Here is a 16,173-nt window from a genome sequence, read left to right as displayed (position 1 = left end):
GATCTGGCTGCTGTGTGCGCGGGGTGGTCGCCGGAGCAGGATTCATCGATCGAGGGACGAGGTATGGGACGTCTGTTCGGCACCGATGGGGTTCGCGGGCTGGCCAACGAGTCGTTGACACCGGAGCTGGCGCTGCGGGTTTCCGGAGCGGCGGCGCAGATTCTGAGCCGCGGTAAGAAGCGGGCGCTTGCCGTCGTCGGGCGAGATCCGCGGGCCAGTGGTGAGATGTTGGAAGCCGCCGTCACGGCGGGGTTGACCGCCGCCGGGGTCGATGTGCTGTCGGTCGGTGTGCTGCCGACCCCTGCCGTCGCCTACCTGACCGGTCTGTACGACGCGTGTCTCGGCGTGATGATCTCCGCCTCGCACAATCCCATGCCGGACAACGGGATCAAGATCTTCGCCGCCGGTGGACACAAGCTCGACGATGCGATCGAAGACCGGATCGAAGCCGTGATGGCCGAGGCCACGGTGCGTCCGACCGGGGCGAGCATCGGGCGGGTGCTCGGTGCGTCCGGCGCCCGCGATCACGGCCTTGCCATACCCGATCAGTACAGCGTCGCCGGAACCCACGAGCGCTACGTCGAGCATCTGGTGGAGGCGACCGGCCAGGAGTTGAACGGGCTCACCGTCGTCGTGGACTGCGCGCACGGCGCGGCGTCGGAAGTCGGTCCGGCCGCATATCGCGAAGCGGGCGCGAACGTCATCGCGATCAATGCCGACCCCGACGGCCTCAATATCAACGACGGCTGCGGCTCCACCCACCTCGACCAGGTACGTCGCGCGGTCGGTGAGCACGGCGCCGACCTCGGCCTCGCCCACGACGGCGACGCCGACCGCTGCCTCGCCATCGACGCCGACGGCAATGTCGTCGACGGCGACGCCATCCTCGCGATCCTCGCGCTCGCCATGCGTGATGCCGGTGAACTCGCCGAGAACACTCTCGTCGCCACCGTCATGAGCAATCTCGGCCTGCACATCGCCATGCGCGAGGCCGGAATCACCATGCGCACCACCGCGGTCGGCGATCGTTACGTTCTCGAGGAGCTGCGCCGCGGCCGATTCACCCTCGGCGGCGAACAGTCCGGCCATGTGGTGTTCCCCGCCCATGGCACCACCGGCGACGGTATCCTCACCGGCCTGAAGCTCATGGCTCGGATGGCCGCTACCGGTCGCACCCTGGCGGAGTTGGCGTCGGTGTTGCAGACCGTTCCGCAGATCCTGGTGAACGTTCCCGTCAGCGATAAGGCCGCCGTCATGGCCGCTACCGACGTCCTCGACGCGGTCGCCGAGGCCGAACGGGTACTCGGTGAGTCCGGTCGAATCCTGCTGCGACCCAGCGGGACCGAACAGCTGGTTCGGGTGATGGTCGAAGCAACCGATCTCGCCCAGGCGCAGCGGTTGGCCGATGATCTGGCCGAACGGGTCGCGGCGGTTCAGCGGGTTTCGGCGCCGTCACACTGAGTGTTGCCGTCGTCTGCCCACCGGTGTCCCGGCATACCCGCGGCGCGATCGCAATGAACATGGCCGTTGTGCCGCATTCCGCTGGTCTGTCGGTCGGTCGGCCGTATCCTCCGACTCATGGCGTATGAGCCGTCGCCCACTCGCCGCCCGATCTTCGGGCGTCGTGCTGTAGCTCTGGTATGCCTGGTCGGGCTGGCCATAGTAGGCACACTTACGCCCCCGTTTCACTGGGCCTCGACCACACTGGTGGTACTCATCGGCCTCACGGCGCTGATCCTGGCTCTTTTTCCGCGCTCGACCGTCCGATTCCCAGCGGTTGACCGGACGGACGGAGGCGATGTGGGCGGCACATCCGACCGCGGGTCGGCGCCGGTATCCGATCGACCCGGCATGTCGACTTCTGAGGCGCCGCGGCCAGAGCGAATAGCGGGCTCGGGTCCCGCTGAACCCGGATCGATCGAGGATGTGCCCAATTCGCTGCGGGCCAAGGCAATGCGCAGGGGAGTGGTGGTCTGGTCGACGTCGCTGGCGGCAATCCTCGCCTGGCAGGTGTACGCCTATGTGCGGCAACCGGATCGGTTGATCGCGCACTACGACTATCCGACGTTGTCGACTTTGCTGGATCCGGTCATGGAACAGGGGCCGCTGCGGTTGGCAGGGTGGTTGGCGTGGCTCGCGGCCGGCTGGTGGTTGGTGCGGCGATGAGCGACAGGACGGTGGTCATCACCGGTTTCGCGATCCTTCTCGGCATCGCGCTCACTCTCACCGTCGTGGCGCACGTACGCCGCGGCAGCCTCGTGCCGCTCGGTGCAGTCGTCGTCCTGGCGCTACGAACAAGGACCGCCCGCCTGCTCATTCTGCCGTTGTGGTTCTGGCTCGGCTGGCACTTCCTGGCGCGCTGACAACGCCCGGACCGGTGCATTCGAGTTGTACCGCTTCGGTGGGCTCGGTTCAGCGGTGCCCGCCGGAGTGATCGTGGGCGCAGGTGTCGGCGCGACGGCCGTTCGCGGCGGCCTGCCCCGCGCCGTGGCCTTCCAGGGCAGCGAACGGTCCGCACTGGTGCGCCGTGATCCAGACATGGACCATCGGGTTGCCCGCACCGGGATTGACCGAGTTGGGCGGGCAGTTGCCCTCGGCGTCGGTGACACCGGCGACCACCGGGCCGTTGTCACCGCGGGTCCAGCAGAGATTGTCGTGGACGTGCCACTGCATCAGCGGCCCGCCGTAATCCACCAGTTCGGGGTCGTCGATCTTCTTGTCGTTGGCGATGTACATGGCCGAGACCAAGGTGCGTTGGGCGCCGTCGACCCGGTAGACCAGCGATTCGGGGTAGGCGGGGTCCAGGAGTCGGTCGTCGCGGATGTAGTCGGAGTTGATGTAGTGCTCGTAGCCGGTGGCCGAATCGCCGATGGAGCGGAAGCCGAGTGCGCCGATGGAGTGGACGTCGGCGAATGCGGGCAGTTGGTCGAGGGTGCTGCGGATCAAGGCGGTCGCGCGCTGCTCCTGGGCCGGGGTCGCGCCAGGGACGCCGGAGACGTCGATCGGGTTCGCCGGATCCCACGGGCGCGGCCAGGTGTCGCCGGTGCTGTGCTCATGTTCACCGCCTGCGTGGGTGTGCTCGCCGCCCGCGGTGTGGGAGTGGTCGCCGTCGCCGTGGCTGTGCACATGTCCGGCGCCGCCGAGCATCGCGGCGACGGCGAGCACACCGGCCAGACCGGCCGCCGTCGCGGCCGGGGCCGTGGGCAGCGCCGCACCCGGACGCACCAGGGCGACGGTCGCACCGGCGATCGCGAGCACACCCAGCGCCGCACAGGTGGTATCGAGGAACTGCGGCGCCTCCGCGCTGTCGAGACCATCGGGCCACGGCAACCCGGCGAACCTGGTGTACCCCCAGACCGCCACCGCGACGAGATTCACGCCGATCACCATGACCGGCACGGCCTTTCGCGCACTCACCGACGCGAGCAGCCCGGCCACACACTGCGCGGCCGCCAGCACGACCATGAGCCGGGCGAGAGTCGCGTGTTCGGTGTGCAGACCCGCGGCGAACAGGTGTAACGCCCCCGCTCCCACCGACGCCGCCCCGCTCAGCAGCAGAAATCCGTTGCGCTCACCGGCCATAGTCGATCTCCTCGTCGTTCTCAGCGGACACTACTGGACAGGCCCGCGATCCCACACCCGTGATTCATGAGGGAACTCTGTGGTTTTCGCGTTCTCAGTGCCTCCAGAACGGCTCGAGGATCGGCGGTTACCGGGGTCCGTCCCGTGTCGACCGATCGTGACCAGCTCGTCAGAACTGGCCGACCAGAAACCCCGTGAACAAGACCAGGAACCCGCCGATCTCGCCGGCGATGAGCGCGAACATGGACAGGCGCAGGGTGATGTCGATATCGCCGTGGAACTGATTGGTGGTGTCGCGCCGGTAGCCGTGCCAGGCATACATGGCGATGGCGCCGACGAAGAACGCCAGCACCACCGCATCGGCCACCAGATTCACCGCCGTCGGCCACGCGCTCAACTCCGTGAACACAGCCAGGAGCAGACCGGCGAAGGCATACATGAGGGCCGCGCGATGCGCGATATCGACATAGACGTGCGCCGCCCCATCGGCGGAGGTGCGCATGCCGTGGTACTTCCAGGTGCCGAGAACCAGCGCGGACAGGAAGATGAACCCGGTGGCGACGAGCGTCAGGCGGGTATCGATACCCAACCCGAAGTCGGTCTGCGCCCCGTGCGCCAGGAGCCGGATACCGTCGATGTCACTCACGAACTCAAACTAGCCGCCGGGTGCGTACGCCGATGAGCAGGGCGCTCGTTCCACCCATCCCTGGACTGACAGCCACCGCCCCTGCTCCGGGCATGCACCGAGTCCTCTCCGAGCACCCGATCCCAGCGATCTCCGACTCCTCGGTGCGCAGTATCCGACCCGCCGTATCCCGACCACTCATGAGACTGCCGTGTGCCTGCTCGATTCTTCGTCGATGCTATTAAGAGGCAGCATGATTCGAGCATCTGATAACCTGAACGCCGGTCGGACAGACTGCTTCGGCGTACGCGACCAGGAGGTGGCCCACGTACCACTTGCCAGTGGGAGAACCCGGATACCCGGGGGCACACGTCGCGAAGACGTGGTTGCCAAAGCCACCTCCCTCGCGTGCCGTAGGGGACTCGGTCGGCGACCTCAAAACTGTTCGAGGCCAGATGCTGCGGCCACGCCATCTCCCCGGCTGCGCGATGTGTCGGGCAGCAGAAGCCGCCGCATCGTAGTTGCTCCGGTAGGTGGGTTGCCAGCTGGACCGGTGCCCGATACCGTCATCGGTAGTTTTCGCGGGGGCGGAGGAGCCGGTCCGGGCCCGGCGGCGGCAGATATCGGGCATCGGCATAGGGGAAGATGAATCTCATGCGTAGGTCGGTGTATGCCGCGGCGGCCGGGGTGAGCGTCGTGTTGGTGCTGGTGGGGTGTGGGTCGTCGACGGAGGGGACGGCTGAGCCTGCTGGGGAGTCGGGTGGTACGTCGGCGGCCAGGCAGACGATCGCGAAGGATGTGCCCAGCGGGTTCGCGCCGTGCACCGATGTCTCGCAGGAGGTGTTGGATTCGGAGGGGCTGCATTCGACGGGCGGCAGGTCTTCCAAGGACGAGATGGATCGGGGTGACATCAAATGGCGCGGGTGTCGCTGGGTGGTATCTGACGGCTATGGCGCAGGCATCAGCACAACGAATCTGACTCTCGACATGATTCGTGAGAAGGCCAATCCCGAGATCCAGGAGGCCACGGTAAGCGGACGCACTGTGCTGTATGCCGCCGACACACCAGGGGATACCACGCAGTGTCGTCTGAATGCTCAGATGGAAGGGGGCAGCCTCGAATTCTCGATCGACAACCCGGCCTCTCGGCGAAAGACCGGAAATCAAACCGGGTGTGAGATCGCGCTGCGGCTTGCGGAGAAGGTTCTTCCCTTGATCCCGGCAGGCGCTTGAGCGTGGCTCCGTTGATGAAAATTTGGGGAGGAAATAGTCCGTGACAAAGGAAAAGCCGATGCAGGACATCATCGACGCAGCCAAGGACGGTCAAGTGTCGGTGTCGTTCAACGAGAGTGTTCGCGTCAACGCCGAAGAATTCGTTTACATCGAGCGCGACTGCCAAGCCATGAAAGACAAGATCCAAGACCTGCAATCCCTCGCTCAGGATATCTCCGGCCGTGAAAAGTGGGGTTTGGGTGAGGGCGTCGAATGGATCAAGACCGGCGGGACGCTGGTGTCATGGTTCCGTGACAAGGCGAAGGCCGATGACGGAGCCAATACTGTGCACGCCATCCTGCAACGACATTACGAAATTGTGGACAGTATCCAGTTGCTCCACCGCACCATAGCTGAGCGGTATCAACAGACCGACAGCTCGTTCGCAGCCGAGTACAACCAGGCGATGGCATCCATCCCGCAGGGCTTGCAGAGGACGTCATGAAAGAATTCGAGGACGAGCGGATCAAGGATCCGGAGAATCCGGGGAGCCAATCGCACGCCACCCTCCGCAGCACTTTCGAGGCCATGGATACGACCGCGGCGAGCCAGGCCAAGGACGACTACGACACCATCGCCAAAGACTGGGCCGACACCGTCGGTGTGTTCGCGGCACGGATCCGCCGTTCCAGCGAATCGGCGTGGGACGGTCCGGCCGCGCAGGCGGCACGGCAGGCGATCTCGGACTATGCAACCGATGCAGTCGAATTGACGCCAGCACTGTCCAAGCTGAGTTGGCGCGTGACCGAGATGGTGAACGCGGTCGGCGACACCAAGAAAAAGATGCCCCAGTACTCCGACGACCCGCAGTCTCCCTTGAATCCAGGGGACTGGTTCGACGGTGATCACGAGGGCGACCTGGAGCGGGAAGCCCAGAATCTGGTCCGAGACACATACACCTTCCAGGCGCGGGTTGCCGACAGAATGATTCCGGTCCTGCCTCAACCGCGGGATCCGGTCGCGGTCGGGTACTTGCCTCCTGGTGATGGCAAGGGCGACGGCGACGGTAATGGCAACGGCAACGGTGGCGGCACTGGTAGCGGAGGTGGTACCGGCGGCGGAGGCACCGGCGAAGATGTAACCACCGAAGAGGAAACGCCCGGTACCGAGGAAGAGACCGGCGAAGAGACCACCGACGATTCGACGACGGACGACACCACAACGCCGTCCTCGACGGATCCGGCGGCCACGACTCCGGCCAGCACCACGCCGAGCAGCACCACGACAGCGAACCCGACGACGTCGGCAGCGTCGACATCGGGATTGCCGAGCGCGGGCGGCGGCTTCCCGGGCTCCGGTGGAGGTTCGGGCGGTCCTTCGGGTTCGACCGGCCTACCCGGTGCCGGTGTTCCAGGTGCCGGACGAAGCATTGCGGGAACACCCGTCCAGACGGGCACACCTATCGCTGCGGGCGCGGCAGGCACTGGCGGTGCGGCCGGTACAGGTGCCGGACGCGGTATGCCGATGATGGGTGCGCCCGGCGCTGGACGCGGCGGCGGTGGGGGCGAGAACGAATCCGACCGCAAGACGCCCGACTACCTCATCAATGAGGAGAACGCTCGGGAACTGCTGGGCGAAGACCCCCGCACGATTCCCGGTGGCGTGCTCGGCGCGGACATCCCCGCTGCCCGTCCCGCAGATGGGCCTCCTCGGACCTGACCCGGAATCGCTGTGTACCGGGCGAGCATGGCTGGCAATGCTCACAGCCAGTCGATGCGGCAAAAGCGGAGCCCGGCACGCAGCACCATGACGGCCGACTGTCCTGTGCACGCAGTCGGTCGGCAAGGGGATGTGCACGTGCGCCCGGCCTCTAAGCCGGTCGACTCGGAGACATCAATCGCACATCCTTCGATGTCTCGATATCGCAAATCGATTGTGGCACTACAGGAACGGATTGACCCGAATGGCGTGGACATGGGAACCGGACACTTTTGCGGCTCTCTGGTTCGATGACGGTAACGACCGGATGCCGCCGCCGCTGCGTTACCGTAGCCGGTTCCCCACCCTCGGCGGTTACGATGCGCATTGCGCCGCCGTCAACGCCCAGTACCGCGGCGATGAGCGTGAACGCATCGACTTGCTCAAACACACCCTCGCGAACTGCGATATGCGGGTGGAGATCTTCTTCGGCTCGAAGGCTCATCGCGGCGGAGACGGTCGTTCCCGCAAGGATTTGCGTATCGTCGGCGCCCGCAACTACTCCTACGGCGCTGTGCTGAGCCAAACCGCCATCGGTGAAGACTTCGGCGACATCCGCGCGCAGTTGATTCGTGCGGATCAGCTTCCCGCTGCTCTCGCCGCGTCGATTCCGCCGTGCTCGCCGGGTCGTGAGCGACCAGCCACCTTCGATCTGCAAGATCTCAAACCCCACTCCGATACCGGATATTTCGGCGATGACGCCCGTAGCAGAGAACGTGAACGATTCGATCGGCTGGCCCTTCGCCCTGCCGATGGAGGAGGCAACGCCATCCTCCGACTCGGAAATTTCCACGCCGCGCACAGCCGTTTCAGAGCCATGCAGTGGTACGACATCACCGGTGACGGTCGGTACCTCGAGCAACGCAACCGCACGCACCTCGATGTTCGTCCCGCTGAGCCGAAGGACTTCACGAGCGCGTTCACCAGGTGGATCGAAGACGGTGTGCGGACGCTGCGTGAGAAGGAAGAGGACGCCTACTTCTGACGGTGCGTGCTGGTCGACCTGTGTTCGGCGCGGCGGGTGTGATCGACGTTCGCGTGTGCACGAGCCTCCTCCTCGGGTGCTGAACTAGTTCTCGGGTAAGCGTTTTCGCTGGTGATCGATGCTGCTACATTGAGATCGGATTCTTCGGGGCGGCATCGGACTGCATCAGCGAACCATCTGTCTCGGGGTTGTGTGATGGATGTGCGGTCGTGTGGTTCTGATCGTGCGAAAGCCCAGCATGTCTCCCGCGGCAGTGCCCATGCTCTACCCGTTTCGCGGGTCGAATGGCCCGCCCTCGATGGGGAGGACTCCATGCAGGACACCGGATCCAACTTGCCGCGACGCCAGCTCGGGAACTATCTGATGGACTGGCGGACACGTGCTGGGCTGAGTCAGCCGCACGCGGCAGAGCTGCTCGGTATCGGATCCAGCAGTTTGTACCGGCTGGAACACGGCCAAAACAACAAGGTCAACCTCGGCCATGTCGAGGCGGCGTGCGAACTCTACGGGGTTCCGGAGAGGCTGGCCGCCGCGTACACCGGGCTTGCGAAGCAGGCGAACGTCAAGAGTTGGTGGCATGAGTTCGGTGATCTGATCCCGAGGGACTTCGATGTGTACTTCGGATTGGAGTCTGCGGCAGTGGGAATCACTACGTTTCAGCCCGAGCTTGTGCCGGGGTTGTTCCAGACAGCCGACTACGTGCGCGCGTTGAACCGCGTGGCGCTTCCGAATGCCAGCGAACAATTGCACGACGCGTGGGTGCAGCTGAAGCTGAGGCGCCAGCACATCGTCACGCGCAAGCGCAGGCCGATCTCCGTCGAAGCCGTCATCGGCGAGAGCGCTCTGCGGAGGATCAACGGCGACTCGAAAGTGATGGCAGCGCAACTGAGGAAGCTCGCCGACATGTCTACGCTTCCCAATGTCGAGCTGCTCGTGCTGCCGTTCAGCGCCGGATTCCCCGCCGGTATGTCGGTCGGCCCATGCGTGATTCTGGACTTCGGCACCACGAGGGCGAGCAGGCCTGTCGACCCGCCGGTCGTCTTCGTCGAAGGAAGTACGGTGGGCAATCTGTATCTGGAGAAGCCGGAAGATGTTGCGTGTTACCGTCGAACGTACGACCGCATCCGTCAGCGATCGCTGGATGCTGTAACCAGCAGGAACCTGCTACGGCAGGTAGCGAAGGAGTACTTGGCGTGACAGCCGTTCCAACATCTGCCGAGTGGTTCACGAGCAGCTACAGCCAGGGCACGGGCGAATGCGTCGAAGTCGCCTTCCTCGATGACAACCGTGTCGGCGTCCGCGACTCCAAAAACCCGGCCGGCGCCGCCCTCACCTTCGCCCCGGCCGAATGGGCAGCCTTCACCACCGGAATCACCACCGGTAGGTTCGCCCGTCCCTGAATGACGTGCGCCTGGCGTAAGCCATCGAGTCTTACGCCAGGGCAGCCCACCGGGTGCAGCGCCGACGATCAGGAGGATGGGGAAGAACAGGCCGAGGAATCGGTCCAGAATTTGCCTTTGAGTTCGTCCCACTCGATGTTCACGTTCTGGCCGAACAATGGAAGCTTCCTGACGCTTCGGCCGCTGTGGCTCGGGGTCGCTCAATCGAGCGGCAGTTTCTTCCACCAATCCAGCAGCTGATCCATGGATGGGTCGTTGCTCGCGCCCAAGCCGTAGGAGTAGACCAGTAAGTTCTCGCGTTCGGGGTCGTTCGGGAACGTGGTCGCGATCCGGGGAGCCGATGTCGGTTCCGCACCGGCCTTGGCGTTGGCGTACTGGGTGCCGTTGTTGTTGAGGTCTTGTTCGACGGGACGAGCGCCGAGGCCACGGATCACCTGCTGGACGTCGGATGCCGACTCGTATCGGAAGATACGGACATCGGGCCAGCGGATATTGTCCTCTGGGATCATGTAGCTGTTGGCGTAGCCGCATTCCCAGTACGCGGTGGGCCTACCCATGTCCGGGGCGGGGTTGTTGATGAAGTACCAGTGCAGTTTGCGGTCGTCACGCATGACCTCCGCATTGCACCCCATACCGTCGAATCCGGTGCCCTGGCCCCATGTTTGGCCCGCCGGGATCTGGCCGGGCGGCAGCAGATCGGGGAAGGCGAGCCGTATCTCCTCGAGGTGACGCTGCTCCGGGGTCTTATCGCGGTTCGCAACCGCCACCCAGGTTCCGATGCCCGCCACCACGGCGATGACGATCATGATGCTGAGGCCGACGATCCAGCCCACGTTCGATCGCGGCGGCCGCATCGGAGGATAGGGGTAGGCGCCGGGTGGCAGATGCCCGTGCGGTGGGTGCGCGGGTGCCGGGTACCCGTTGTGATGTGCCGCGACGGGCCGCGGTGCGACGGGCCTGTGCGCGGCGGGGATGGACGATGCCGCGAACTGCGGGGCGTCGCCGAGCAATGCGCGCCCAGCAGCTTCCGCGAACTCGGTGCAGGAGGTGAACCGGTCGGCGGGACGTTTCGCCATGGCACGGGCCAGCACCGCGTCCAGCGCCGGGGGCAGGTCGGCGCGAGCCGCGGTGACCGGCGGCGGTTGCTGTTGCAGATGCCCTTGGATGACGGTCGCCGGGTGCGTGGAATCGAAGGGCGCGGTGCCGGTCAGCAGCCAATACAGTGTGCAGGCGAGTGAATACTGATCCGATCGGCCGTCCATGGCGGCACCGGTCAGCTGCTCTGGGGAAGCGTAGGCGAGGGTGGCGGTGAAGGAGCCGGTCTGGGTGAGGCGGCTCGCTTCGTCGGCGATACGGGCGATGCCGAAATCGGTGAGATAGACCCGTTCCTGACCGTTCACACCGTTGGCGAGCAGGATATTGGCCGGTTTGACGTCGCGGTGCAGAATGCTTCTGCCGTGCGCGAAGTCGAGCGCTTTGGCCGTCTCGGCGACGATCTGCACGGCCCGATGGGGCGGAAGAGCGCGCGGGTCGACGGCCGCCGCATCGACACCGTCGATGTACTGCATCGAAATCCACAGCCTGCCGTCATCGGCGCCGCGGTCGTAGACGGTGACGATATTCGGATGCTCGAGCTGCGCCACCAGATCCGCTTCGCGCTCGAAACGAGCCCGCAGTTCCTTATCGGTGAACAATTCCTGGTTCAGCAATTTCAGGGCGATCCGGCGCGGAAGCCGAGGATGTCGCGCCAGATACACCGCGCCCATGCCACCTCGACCCAATTGGCGGTCGATCGTGTAACCGGCGAAGATCTCACCGTCGCGCATCGTGCTTGCCTTCCCCCGGGCTCGTTCCGTCAACCGGCTCGATCCTAGGGCGTGCCCCACGGGTGCGGGCGGATGGCTGCCGACCCGCAGCCCTCACGCTTCGGACAGCCGCCCGTCGGCCAGGTGCCAGCGGCGGGTGGCGCGGACCGAATCCAGCATCCGGCGGTCATGGGTGATCAGCAGCATCGTGCCGGTGAACGATTCGATGGCCTCTTCGAGCTGTTCGATGGCAGGCAGGTCGAGGTGGTTGGTCGGTTCGTCCAGGACCAGCAGGTTGACGCCACGAGCCTGGAGCAGCGCCAATGCGGCCCGGGTGCGTTCACCGGGCGACAGGGTCGCGCACGGGCGCTGGACATGCTGGCCGCGCAGGCCGAACTTGGCGAGCAGGGTGCGGACATCGGCGTCGGGCCAATCGGGCATCTCGGTGCCGAAGGTGTGCGCGAGAGCCGATTCGCCGCGGAACAGTCCGCGGGCCTGATCCACCTCGCCGACCTCGACGCCGGAGCCGAGCGTCGCGGTTCCACTGTCCGGCAACAGTTTTCCGAGCAGCAGAGCCAGCAGGGTGGATTTGCCCGCACCGTTCGCGCCGGTCAGCACGATACGGTCGGCCCAATCGACCTGGGTGGTGATGGGTCCGAGCGTGAAATCGCCGCGACACACCTGTGCCTCGGACAAGGTGGCGACCACCGAGCCGCTGCGTGGGGCGGCGGCGATCGTCATCCGCAACTCCCACTCCTTACGCGGCTCCTCGACTACCTCGAGCCGTTCGATCCGGCGTTGCGTCTGCCTGGCCTTGGCCGCCTGCTTCTCGGTGGACTCGGCGCGCATCTTGCGCCCGGCCTTGTCCGAATCGCCGCGAGCCTTGCGGCGGGCATTGCGCACACCGTGTTCGAGCCAGTTGCGCTGCATCTGCGCCCTGGATTCCAGGTTCGCCTTGGTATCGGCGAATTCCTCGTACGCTTCACGCGCATGCCTGCGGGCGATCTCGCGTTCGGCCAGGAACGCCTCGTATCCGCCGTCGTAGACATCCACCCGCTGCTGCGGTAGATCCAGTTCGACGATCCGGTTCACGGTGCGGGCCAGGAACTCTCGGTCATGGCTGATCACCATCAGCGGGACGCGAACCCCTGTCACGAACTGCTCGAGGCGGGCGAGACCGTCCAGGTCGAGGTCATTGGTCGGCTCGTCCAGCAACAGAATGTCGAAGCGGGACAACAACACCGAGGCCAGCCCGGCGCGCGCGGCCTGACCGCCGGACAGGCCGGTCATCGGGGTATCGAGGCCGCTGGCCAGACTGTCGGCCAGGCCCAGTTCTCGGGCCACCTCCAGCGCACGCTGATCCAGATCGGCGCCGCCGAGCGCCAGCCAGCGGTCCAGGGCCGGTGAATACTCGTCGTCACCGCCGTCCGCGAGGCGTTCCGCCGCGTCGTCCATGACCCGCTGGGCCGCCGCGACGCCTGTTCGGCGGCCGAGGAATTCGAGCACCGTCTCGCCCGGTATGCGTTCGGGCTCCTGCGCGAGATAGCCGATGGTGGCGTCCGGCGGGCTGAGCGTGATGGTGCCGTCCGCGGCCCTGCGGTCGGCGAGCATACGCAGCAACGTCGATTTGCCCGCGCCGTTCACGCCGACCAGACCGATCACATCGCCGGGAGCGAGGGTCAGGTCCAGGCCGCTGAACAAGGTGCGTTCGCCGTGTTCGGCGGACAGGCCGCGCGCGTGCAGAGTGGTGCTCACCTGCACGAGTGTGCCCTGTGTCGGTGGACACCCTGAGTCCGGGCCCAGCGGAAATCAGGGTGGGTATCAGCAGCGTGACCGATGCCGCGGTGCCGGAATTCGCGGACAGTGGATGTCGTAGCGATCGACACCGAGGAGAGTTCCCATGACCGCACCCGCACGCCGTTTCACCCGCTCCACCAGCGATAAGTGGATCGCCGGAGTCTGCGGCGGCATCGCCGAATACTTCGGGTGGAACGCAGGCGTCGTCCGCCTGCTCTTCGTCCTGTCCTGCCTGCTGCCGGGCCCGCAATTCCTGCTCTACCTCGTGCTGTGGATCATCATCCCGAAGAAGTAGGGGCAATTCGGGTGTCGGTGGACTGCGCGCCGACACCTCGGGCACGTGCGCTCTCGACCTCCCTGCCGGTCAACACACTCGACGCCGACCGCACCCGGATGACAGGATGGTGCGGTCTGCCATTCGGCTGTAGACCGCGCGCCACACGAGTCCCGATTCAGGAGGAGCCATGATCAGCTCGGGTGAATTCCCCGGCCTGGATCTGCCCGACATCGACGCATCCTCGTCCCTGGACGGCCTAGGCCCTGTAGAACTCAACAGCCCCACCCAGGACATCAACGGCGACGGCATCCTCGACTCCATCACCACCACCGACGACGACGCCATGCACGTCTGGACCGACACCGACCTCGACGGCTACGCCGACCACGTCACCGTCGTGGAGGACGACGGTGACTACGCGGCGTGGGAGTACCACCGGAATCCGGATGGGTCGGGGGAGTGGAGGAAGACGGATGAGGGGCGGTTGGGGGAGAAGTAGGGGGTTGCTCGCCTGCGCTTGGCTCCACCGAGGCGAGCCCAGTAGATTTCCTGCATGCGATCCCGTCCCGAACCGGGCGAGATCCGATGGAACCGAACCCGGGTCGAGTGCGTCGAAACCTAGTAGACAGCACTCGACCCGAGCATGGTTCGGCGTCGTGAACGAGGTGGAGCAGGGATGGAGGGGACTGGTCGATGACGACGAATTCGGGGTCGACGGTCGGTGTCAAGACCGGCGAGTTGGGGAAGCTGGGGAACGACCTGCGGAGTTCCGCCGCCGCGGTCAAAGACCAGGTCAAGAAGGTCGCGGACAATATGATCGGTCCGACCGAGGTCGGGAGGAATTACAGCCAGGAGGGGAAGGATATCCAGACCGGCCTGGAGGCTGTCAGGAAATGGCTGGAGGACTGGGCTGAAGCCGGGACAATCTCGGGCGACACAATTGGCGCATCGGTTGTGAACTATTCCAATGTGGATGAACAGAACGCCACCGATACAACGAAGGCGGGGGGCTGATCGGCATGGCATCAAACAATCCTTCCCGGGTCTCCGACGGAGACAGTATTGCCGGAATGTATGATATTGCTGCTAAAAGTCTTCAGTATTTCGAGAAGTTTGAGCCGCTCTATAAGCGGGCCTTCGATGAACTTCCAGCCGGAGTTCCCGAATACGGAAGAATTTGTCAAAGATTCGATGAACAGCGCGATACGGACGAGGGGAAGATCCGTAGTGCGGCCGATGGGCTCAAGCAGGCCCTTGACGGCGCGCGGGAACAGCACACCGCTCAGGCTGGGTACCTTCAGACGCTCCCATCGATTTGGGAGGGGGAAGCGGCAACGACTGCTTCGGGGATGATCGGTGAGCAGCTGTCTATGGCTCAAACCGACATGAACGCCGCTCAGAAAGTATGGGAAGCGCTCGACAAGGCGCCAGAGGGGCTGCGGTCCATCATCAAGGACAAGTCGAATGCCGTTCTCGATATCCTTGAAGAGGGTCTTTACGTCATGATCGACGGAAAGACTCCCGAAGATGTCGATGCCATCGTTGCCGGATCTGACATGGGGGTGTCGCAAGGGTGGACCGGCGATGGTTTGGTCAATAAGCTTTTGAATATTTTCCCGGAGTTCTCGGACGGCCCGATCGACTCGATGCAGGTAGCTTTGACGGGTTTTGCTGGTGGTGGGTTTCTTATCCCCGGAACTGCGCTTCACGATAAAATGGAAAACCGGTGTATCGAATGGCTGAACGACATATTTTACGATGAGTACCCCGCGAAGGTAAACGCGTTTATTACTGCGTGCGATAACGCTGACAGGGATGTCAAGGTTATCTATGAAGCGATAAAGGCTCCGTTCGGGGACCTCACCGAAAAACCTTATCCTTGCCCGACCGCCACGCCGAAGGCGAGTGAGCCGAGTCCCAGTCCCAGTCCCAGTCCCAGCCCGAGTCCGAGTCCGAGTCCAAGTCCAAGCCCGAGTCCCAGCCCAAGCCCGAGCACAACCGACGACGACACCGAGTCGGATGATGAAGACTCAACAACAGACTCCATTCTGGGCGGACTCGCCGCGTTGGCGGATGTGGCGACCGAGCTGTCTCCATTGATTACCACCGTTGCCTCCGCAGTCGGGGATGGTTTGAGTTCGCTGGCCGGCGCGGTCACTGAGGGTATCGACGGCGCGTTGCAGCAGTTGCAGACAAGTGCGTCGGGACTGGTGGACGCCGACGGCGACGGTGTACCCGATAACGACAAGGACGGGGACGGGAAGCCGGACGAAGATGAGGGGCTCGACCTCGCGGGTAAGCAGGTCAAGCTGGAAATGGGCCCCGACGGTCAGATGAAGATGGTGGTTACGGAACCTGACGGTACAACCACCGACTACAAGGTTGAACTCAACGAGCAGGGTATACCGGTCGTCGTCGGCGAAGAGAACAAGGACGACAGTGAGAAGCCGGAAGGGGAGCAGGGCGAGGGCTCCGAGCAGAACCAGGGGCAGTCGGGAGGCACTATGCCGCGCGGCGTGCCCGGTGGCAAACAGGAAGAGGACGGCGAGCACAAGCCCCAGGACTATCCGCAGCCCGAGGCCGAGGGCGGTGTGGACACCGGGTTTATCCCCGAGCCGCTTCCTGTCCCGGAGCCGGTGCCGCCCATCCAGCCTGTGCCTCCGCAACCGGTGCCGCCGGAGCCGTTCGATACCGGCGCCGAACTTTCAGAGGCTGGCCCATTGTGACGCACT

17 protein-coding genes are annotated in these 16,173 nt (G+C 64.8%); 13 read left to right on the top strand and 4 right to left on the bottom strand.

The genetic code is table 11. The features are described from left to right. Positions 1 to 63: 63 nt before the first annotated feature. The 3 genes from glmM to QH168_RS08605 all read left to right on the top strand — a co-directional run bounded on the left by glmM (position 64) and on the right by QH168_RS08605 (position 2,363). A complete protein-coding gene (gene glmM, locus QH168_RS08615) occupies positions 64 to 1,461 on the top strand; it encodes a phosphoglucosamine mutase (RefSeq protein WP_280234000.1) in 1,398 nt (465 codons plus the stop codon). 390 nt (positions 1,462 to 1,851) lie between these two features. Then, entirely contained in the window at positions 1,852 to 2,166 is a 315-nt protein-coding gene (locus QH168_RS08610) for a hypothetical protein (RefSeq protein ID WP_280233999.1), read from the top strand. Next, on the top strand, positions 2,163 to 2,363 hold the full coding sequence (locus QH168_RS08605) for a DUF6186 family protein (protein WP_280233998.1): 201 nt from the start codon (positions 2,163 to 2,165) through the stop codon (positions 2,361 to 2,363). Before QH168_RS08610 ends, QH168_RS08605 begins: the two co-directional genes overlap by 4 nt. Before the next feature lie 49 nt (positions 2,364 to 2,412). On the opposite strand, the gene QH168_RS08600 is transcribed toward QH168_RS08605, so the two are convergent. Together QH168_RS08600 and QH168_RS08595 are read right to left on the bottom strand one after the other, a co-directional pair. Then, entirely contained in the window at positions 2,413 to 3,582 is a 1,170-nt protein-coding gene (locus QH168_RS08600) for a hypothetical protein (protein ID WP_280233997.1), read from the bottom strand. Between the two features lie 169 nt (positions 3,583 to 3,751). Further along, the gene (locus tag QH168_RS08595) at positions 3,752 to 4,228 is read right to left on the bottom strand and encodes a hypothetical protein (protein ID WP_280233996.1); all 477 of its coding nucleotides are present in this window, start codon (positions 4,226 to 4,228) and stop codon (positions 3,752 to 3,754) included. Positions 4,229 to 4,861: 633 nt separating this feature from the next. Here QH168_RS08595 and QH168_RS08590 point away from each other — a divergent pair. From QH168_RS08590 to QH168_RS08565, 6 genes are all read left to right on the top strand, one after another. Next, complete coding sequence (locus tag QH168_RS08590) at positions 4,862 to 5,440, top strand: DUF3558 domain-containing protein (RefSeq protein WP_280233995.1); 579 nt, start codon at positions 4,862 to 4,864, stop codon at positions 5,438 to 5,440. A 40-nt stretch (positions 5,441 to 5,480) separates the two neighbouring features. Beyond that, on the top strand, positions 5,481 to 5,924 hold the full coding sequence (locus QH168_RS08585; RefSeq protein ID WP_280233994.1) for a hypothetical protein: 444 nt from the start codon (positions 5,481 to 5,483) through the stop codon (positions 5,922 to 5,924). Continuing rightward, positions 5,921 to 7,138, top strand: coding sequence for a hypothetical protein (locus tag QH168_RS08580; RefSeq protein ID WP_280233993.1), 1,218 nt, complete (start codon positions 5,921 to 5,923; stop codon positions 7,136 to 7,138). Before QH168_RS08585 ends, QH168_RS08580 begins: the two co-directional genes overlap by 4 nt. Positions 7,139 to 7,382: 244 nt before the next feature. After that, positions 7,383 to 8,162, top strand: a complete 780-nt coding sequence (locus tag QH168_RS08575) for an ESX secretion-associated protein EspG (RefSeq protein WP_280233992.1) — start codon at positions 7,383 to 7,385, stop codon at positions 8,160 to 8,162. A gap of 312 nt (positions 8,163 to 8,474) precedes the next feature. Next, positions 8,475 to 9,359: a helix-turn-helix domain-containing protein gene (locus tag QH168_RS08570; RefSeq protein WP_280233991.1), complete on the top strand. Its 885-nt coding sequence runs from the start codon at positions 8,475 to 8,477 to the stop codon at positions 9,357 to 9,359. Continuing rightward, complete coding sequence (locus QH168_RS08565) at positions 9,356 to 9,562, top strand: DUF397 domain-containing protein (RefSeq protein ID WP_280233990.1); 207 nt, start codon at positions 9,356 to 9,358, stop codon at positions 9,560 to 9,562. Before QH168_RS08570 ends, QH168_RS08565 begins: the two co-directional genes overlap by 4 nt. Before the next feature lie 200 nt (positions 9,563 to 9,762). Here the strand turns inward: QH168_RS08565 and QH168_RS08560 are convergent, their stop codons facing one another. Together QH168_RS08560 and QH168_RS08555 are read right to left on the bottom strand one after the other, a co-directional pair. Then, the gene (locus QH168_RS08560) at positions 9,763 to 11,388 is read right to left on the bottom strand and encodes a serine/threonine-protein kinase (protein ID WP_280233989.1); all 1,626 of its coding nucleotides are present in this window, start codon (positions 11,386 to 11,388) and stop codon (positions 9,763 to 9,765) included. Positions 11,389 to 11,481: 93 nt separating this feature from the next. Beyond that, positions 11,482 to 13,122: an ABC-F family ATP-binding cassette domain-containing protein gene (locus QH168_RS08555; protein WP_280233988.1), complete on the bottom strand. Its 1,641-nt coding sequence runs from the start codon at positions 13,120 to 13,122 to the stop codon at positions 11,482 to 11,484. A 145-nt stretch (positions 13,123 to 13,267) separates the two neighbouring features. On the opposite strand from QH168_RS08555, the gene QH168_RS08550 reads away from it, so the two are divergent. The 4 genes from QH168_RS08550 (at position 13,268) to QH168_RS08535 (ending at position 16,167) form a co-directional block, all read left to right on the top strand. Beyond that, positions 13,268 to 13,459, top strand: coding sequence for a PspC domain-containing protein (locus QH168_RS08550; RefSeq protein ID WP_280233987.1), 192 nt, complete (start codon positions 13,268 to 13,270; stop codon positions 13,457 to 13,459). Positions 13,460 to 13,628: 169 nt separating this feature from the next. Further along, a complete protein-coding gene (locus QH168_RS08545; protein ID WP_280233986.1) occupies positions 13,629 to 13,940 on the top strand; it encodes a DUF6802 family protein in 312 nt (103 codons plus the stop codon). 194 nt (positions 13,941 to 14,134) lie between these two features. Continuing rightward, a complete protein-coding gene (locus tag QH168_RS08540; protein ID WP_280233985.1) occupies positions 14,135 to 14,455 on the top strand; it encodes a hypothetical protein in 321 nt (106 codons plus the stop codon). A 56-nt stretch (positions 14,456 to 14,511) separates the two neighbouring features. Continuing rightward, positions 14,512 to 16,167: a hypothetical protein gene (locus QH168_RS08535; RefSeq protein WP_280233984.1), complete on the top strand. Its 1,656-nt coding sequence runs from the start codon at positions 14,512 to 14,514 to the stop codon at positions 16,165 to 16,167. The last annotated feature ends 6 nt before the right edge of the window (positions 16,168 to 16,173 follow it).

Origin of the sequence: Nocardia cyriacigeorgica (assembly GCF_029868385.1) — a bacterium.
GTDB classification, from domain to species: Bacteria; Actinomycetota; Actinomycetes; order Mycobacteriales; family Mycobacteriaceae; genus Nocardia; species Nocardia cyriacigeorgica_F.
This window is presented reverse-complemented; position numbering and strand designations above follow the sequence as displayed.

Bases quoted from the DNA above. Each gene is read 5' to 3' on its own strand.
- glmM (WP_280234000.1), top strand. From the start codon at position 64: ATGGGACGTCTGTTCGGCACCGATGGGGTTCGCGGGCTGGCCAACGAG.
- QH168_RS08610 (WP_280233999.1), top strand. From the start codon at position 1,852: ATGTCGACTTCTGAGGCGCCGCGGCCAGAGCGAATAGCGGGCTCGGGT.
- QH168_RS08605 (WP_280233998.1), top strand. From the start codon at position 2,163: ATGAGCGACAGGACGGTGGTCATCACCGGTTTCGCGATCCTTCTCGGC.
- QH168_RS08600 (WP_280233997.1), bottom strand. From the start codon at position 3,582: ATGGCCGGTGAGCGCAACGGATTTCTGCTGCTGAGCGGGGCGGCGTCG.
- QH168_RS08590 (WP_280233995.1), top strand. From the start codon at position 4,862: ATGCGTAGGTCGGTGTATGCCGCGGCGGCCGGGGTGAGCGTCGTGTTG.
- QH168_RS08580 (WP_280233993.1), top strand. From the start codon at position 5,921: ATGAAAGAATTCGAGGACGAGCGGATCAAGGATCCGGAGAATCCGGGG.
- QH168_RS08575 (WP_280233992.1), top strand. From the start codon at position 7,383: ATGGCGTGGACATGGGAACCGGACACTTTTGCGGCTCTCTGGTTCGAT.
- QH168_RS08570 (WP_280233991.1), top strand. From the start codon at position 8,475: ATGCAGGACACCGGATCCAACTTGCCGCGACGCCAGCTCGGGAACTAT.
- QH168_RS08560 (WP_280233989.1), bottom strand. From the start codon at position 11,388: ATGCGCGACGGTGAGATCTTCGCCGGTTACACGATCGACCGCCAATTG.
- QH168_RS08550 (WP_280233987.1), top strand. From the start codon at position 13,268: ATGACCGCACCCGCACGCCGTTTCACCCGCTCCACCAGCGATAAGTGG.
- QH168_RS08545 (WP_280233986.1), top strand. From the start codon at position 13,629: ATGATCAGCTCGGGTGAATTCCCCGGCCTGGATCTGCCCGACATCGAC.
- QH168_RS08540 (WP_280233985.1), top strand. From the start codon at position 14,135: ATGACGACGAATTCGGGGTCGACGGTCGGTGTCAAGACCGGCGAGTTG.
- QH168_RS08535 (WP_280233984.1), top strand. From the start codon at position 14,512: ATGTATGATATTGCTGCTAAAAGTCTTCAGTATTTCGAGAAGTTTGAG.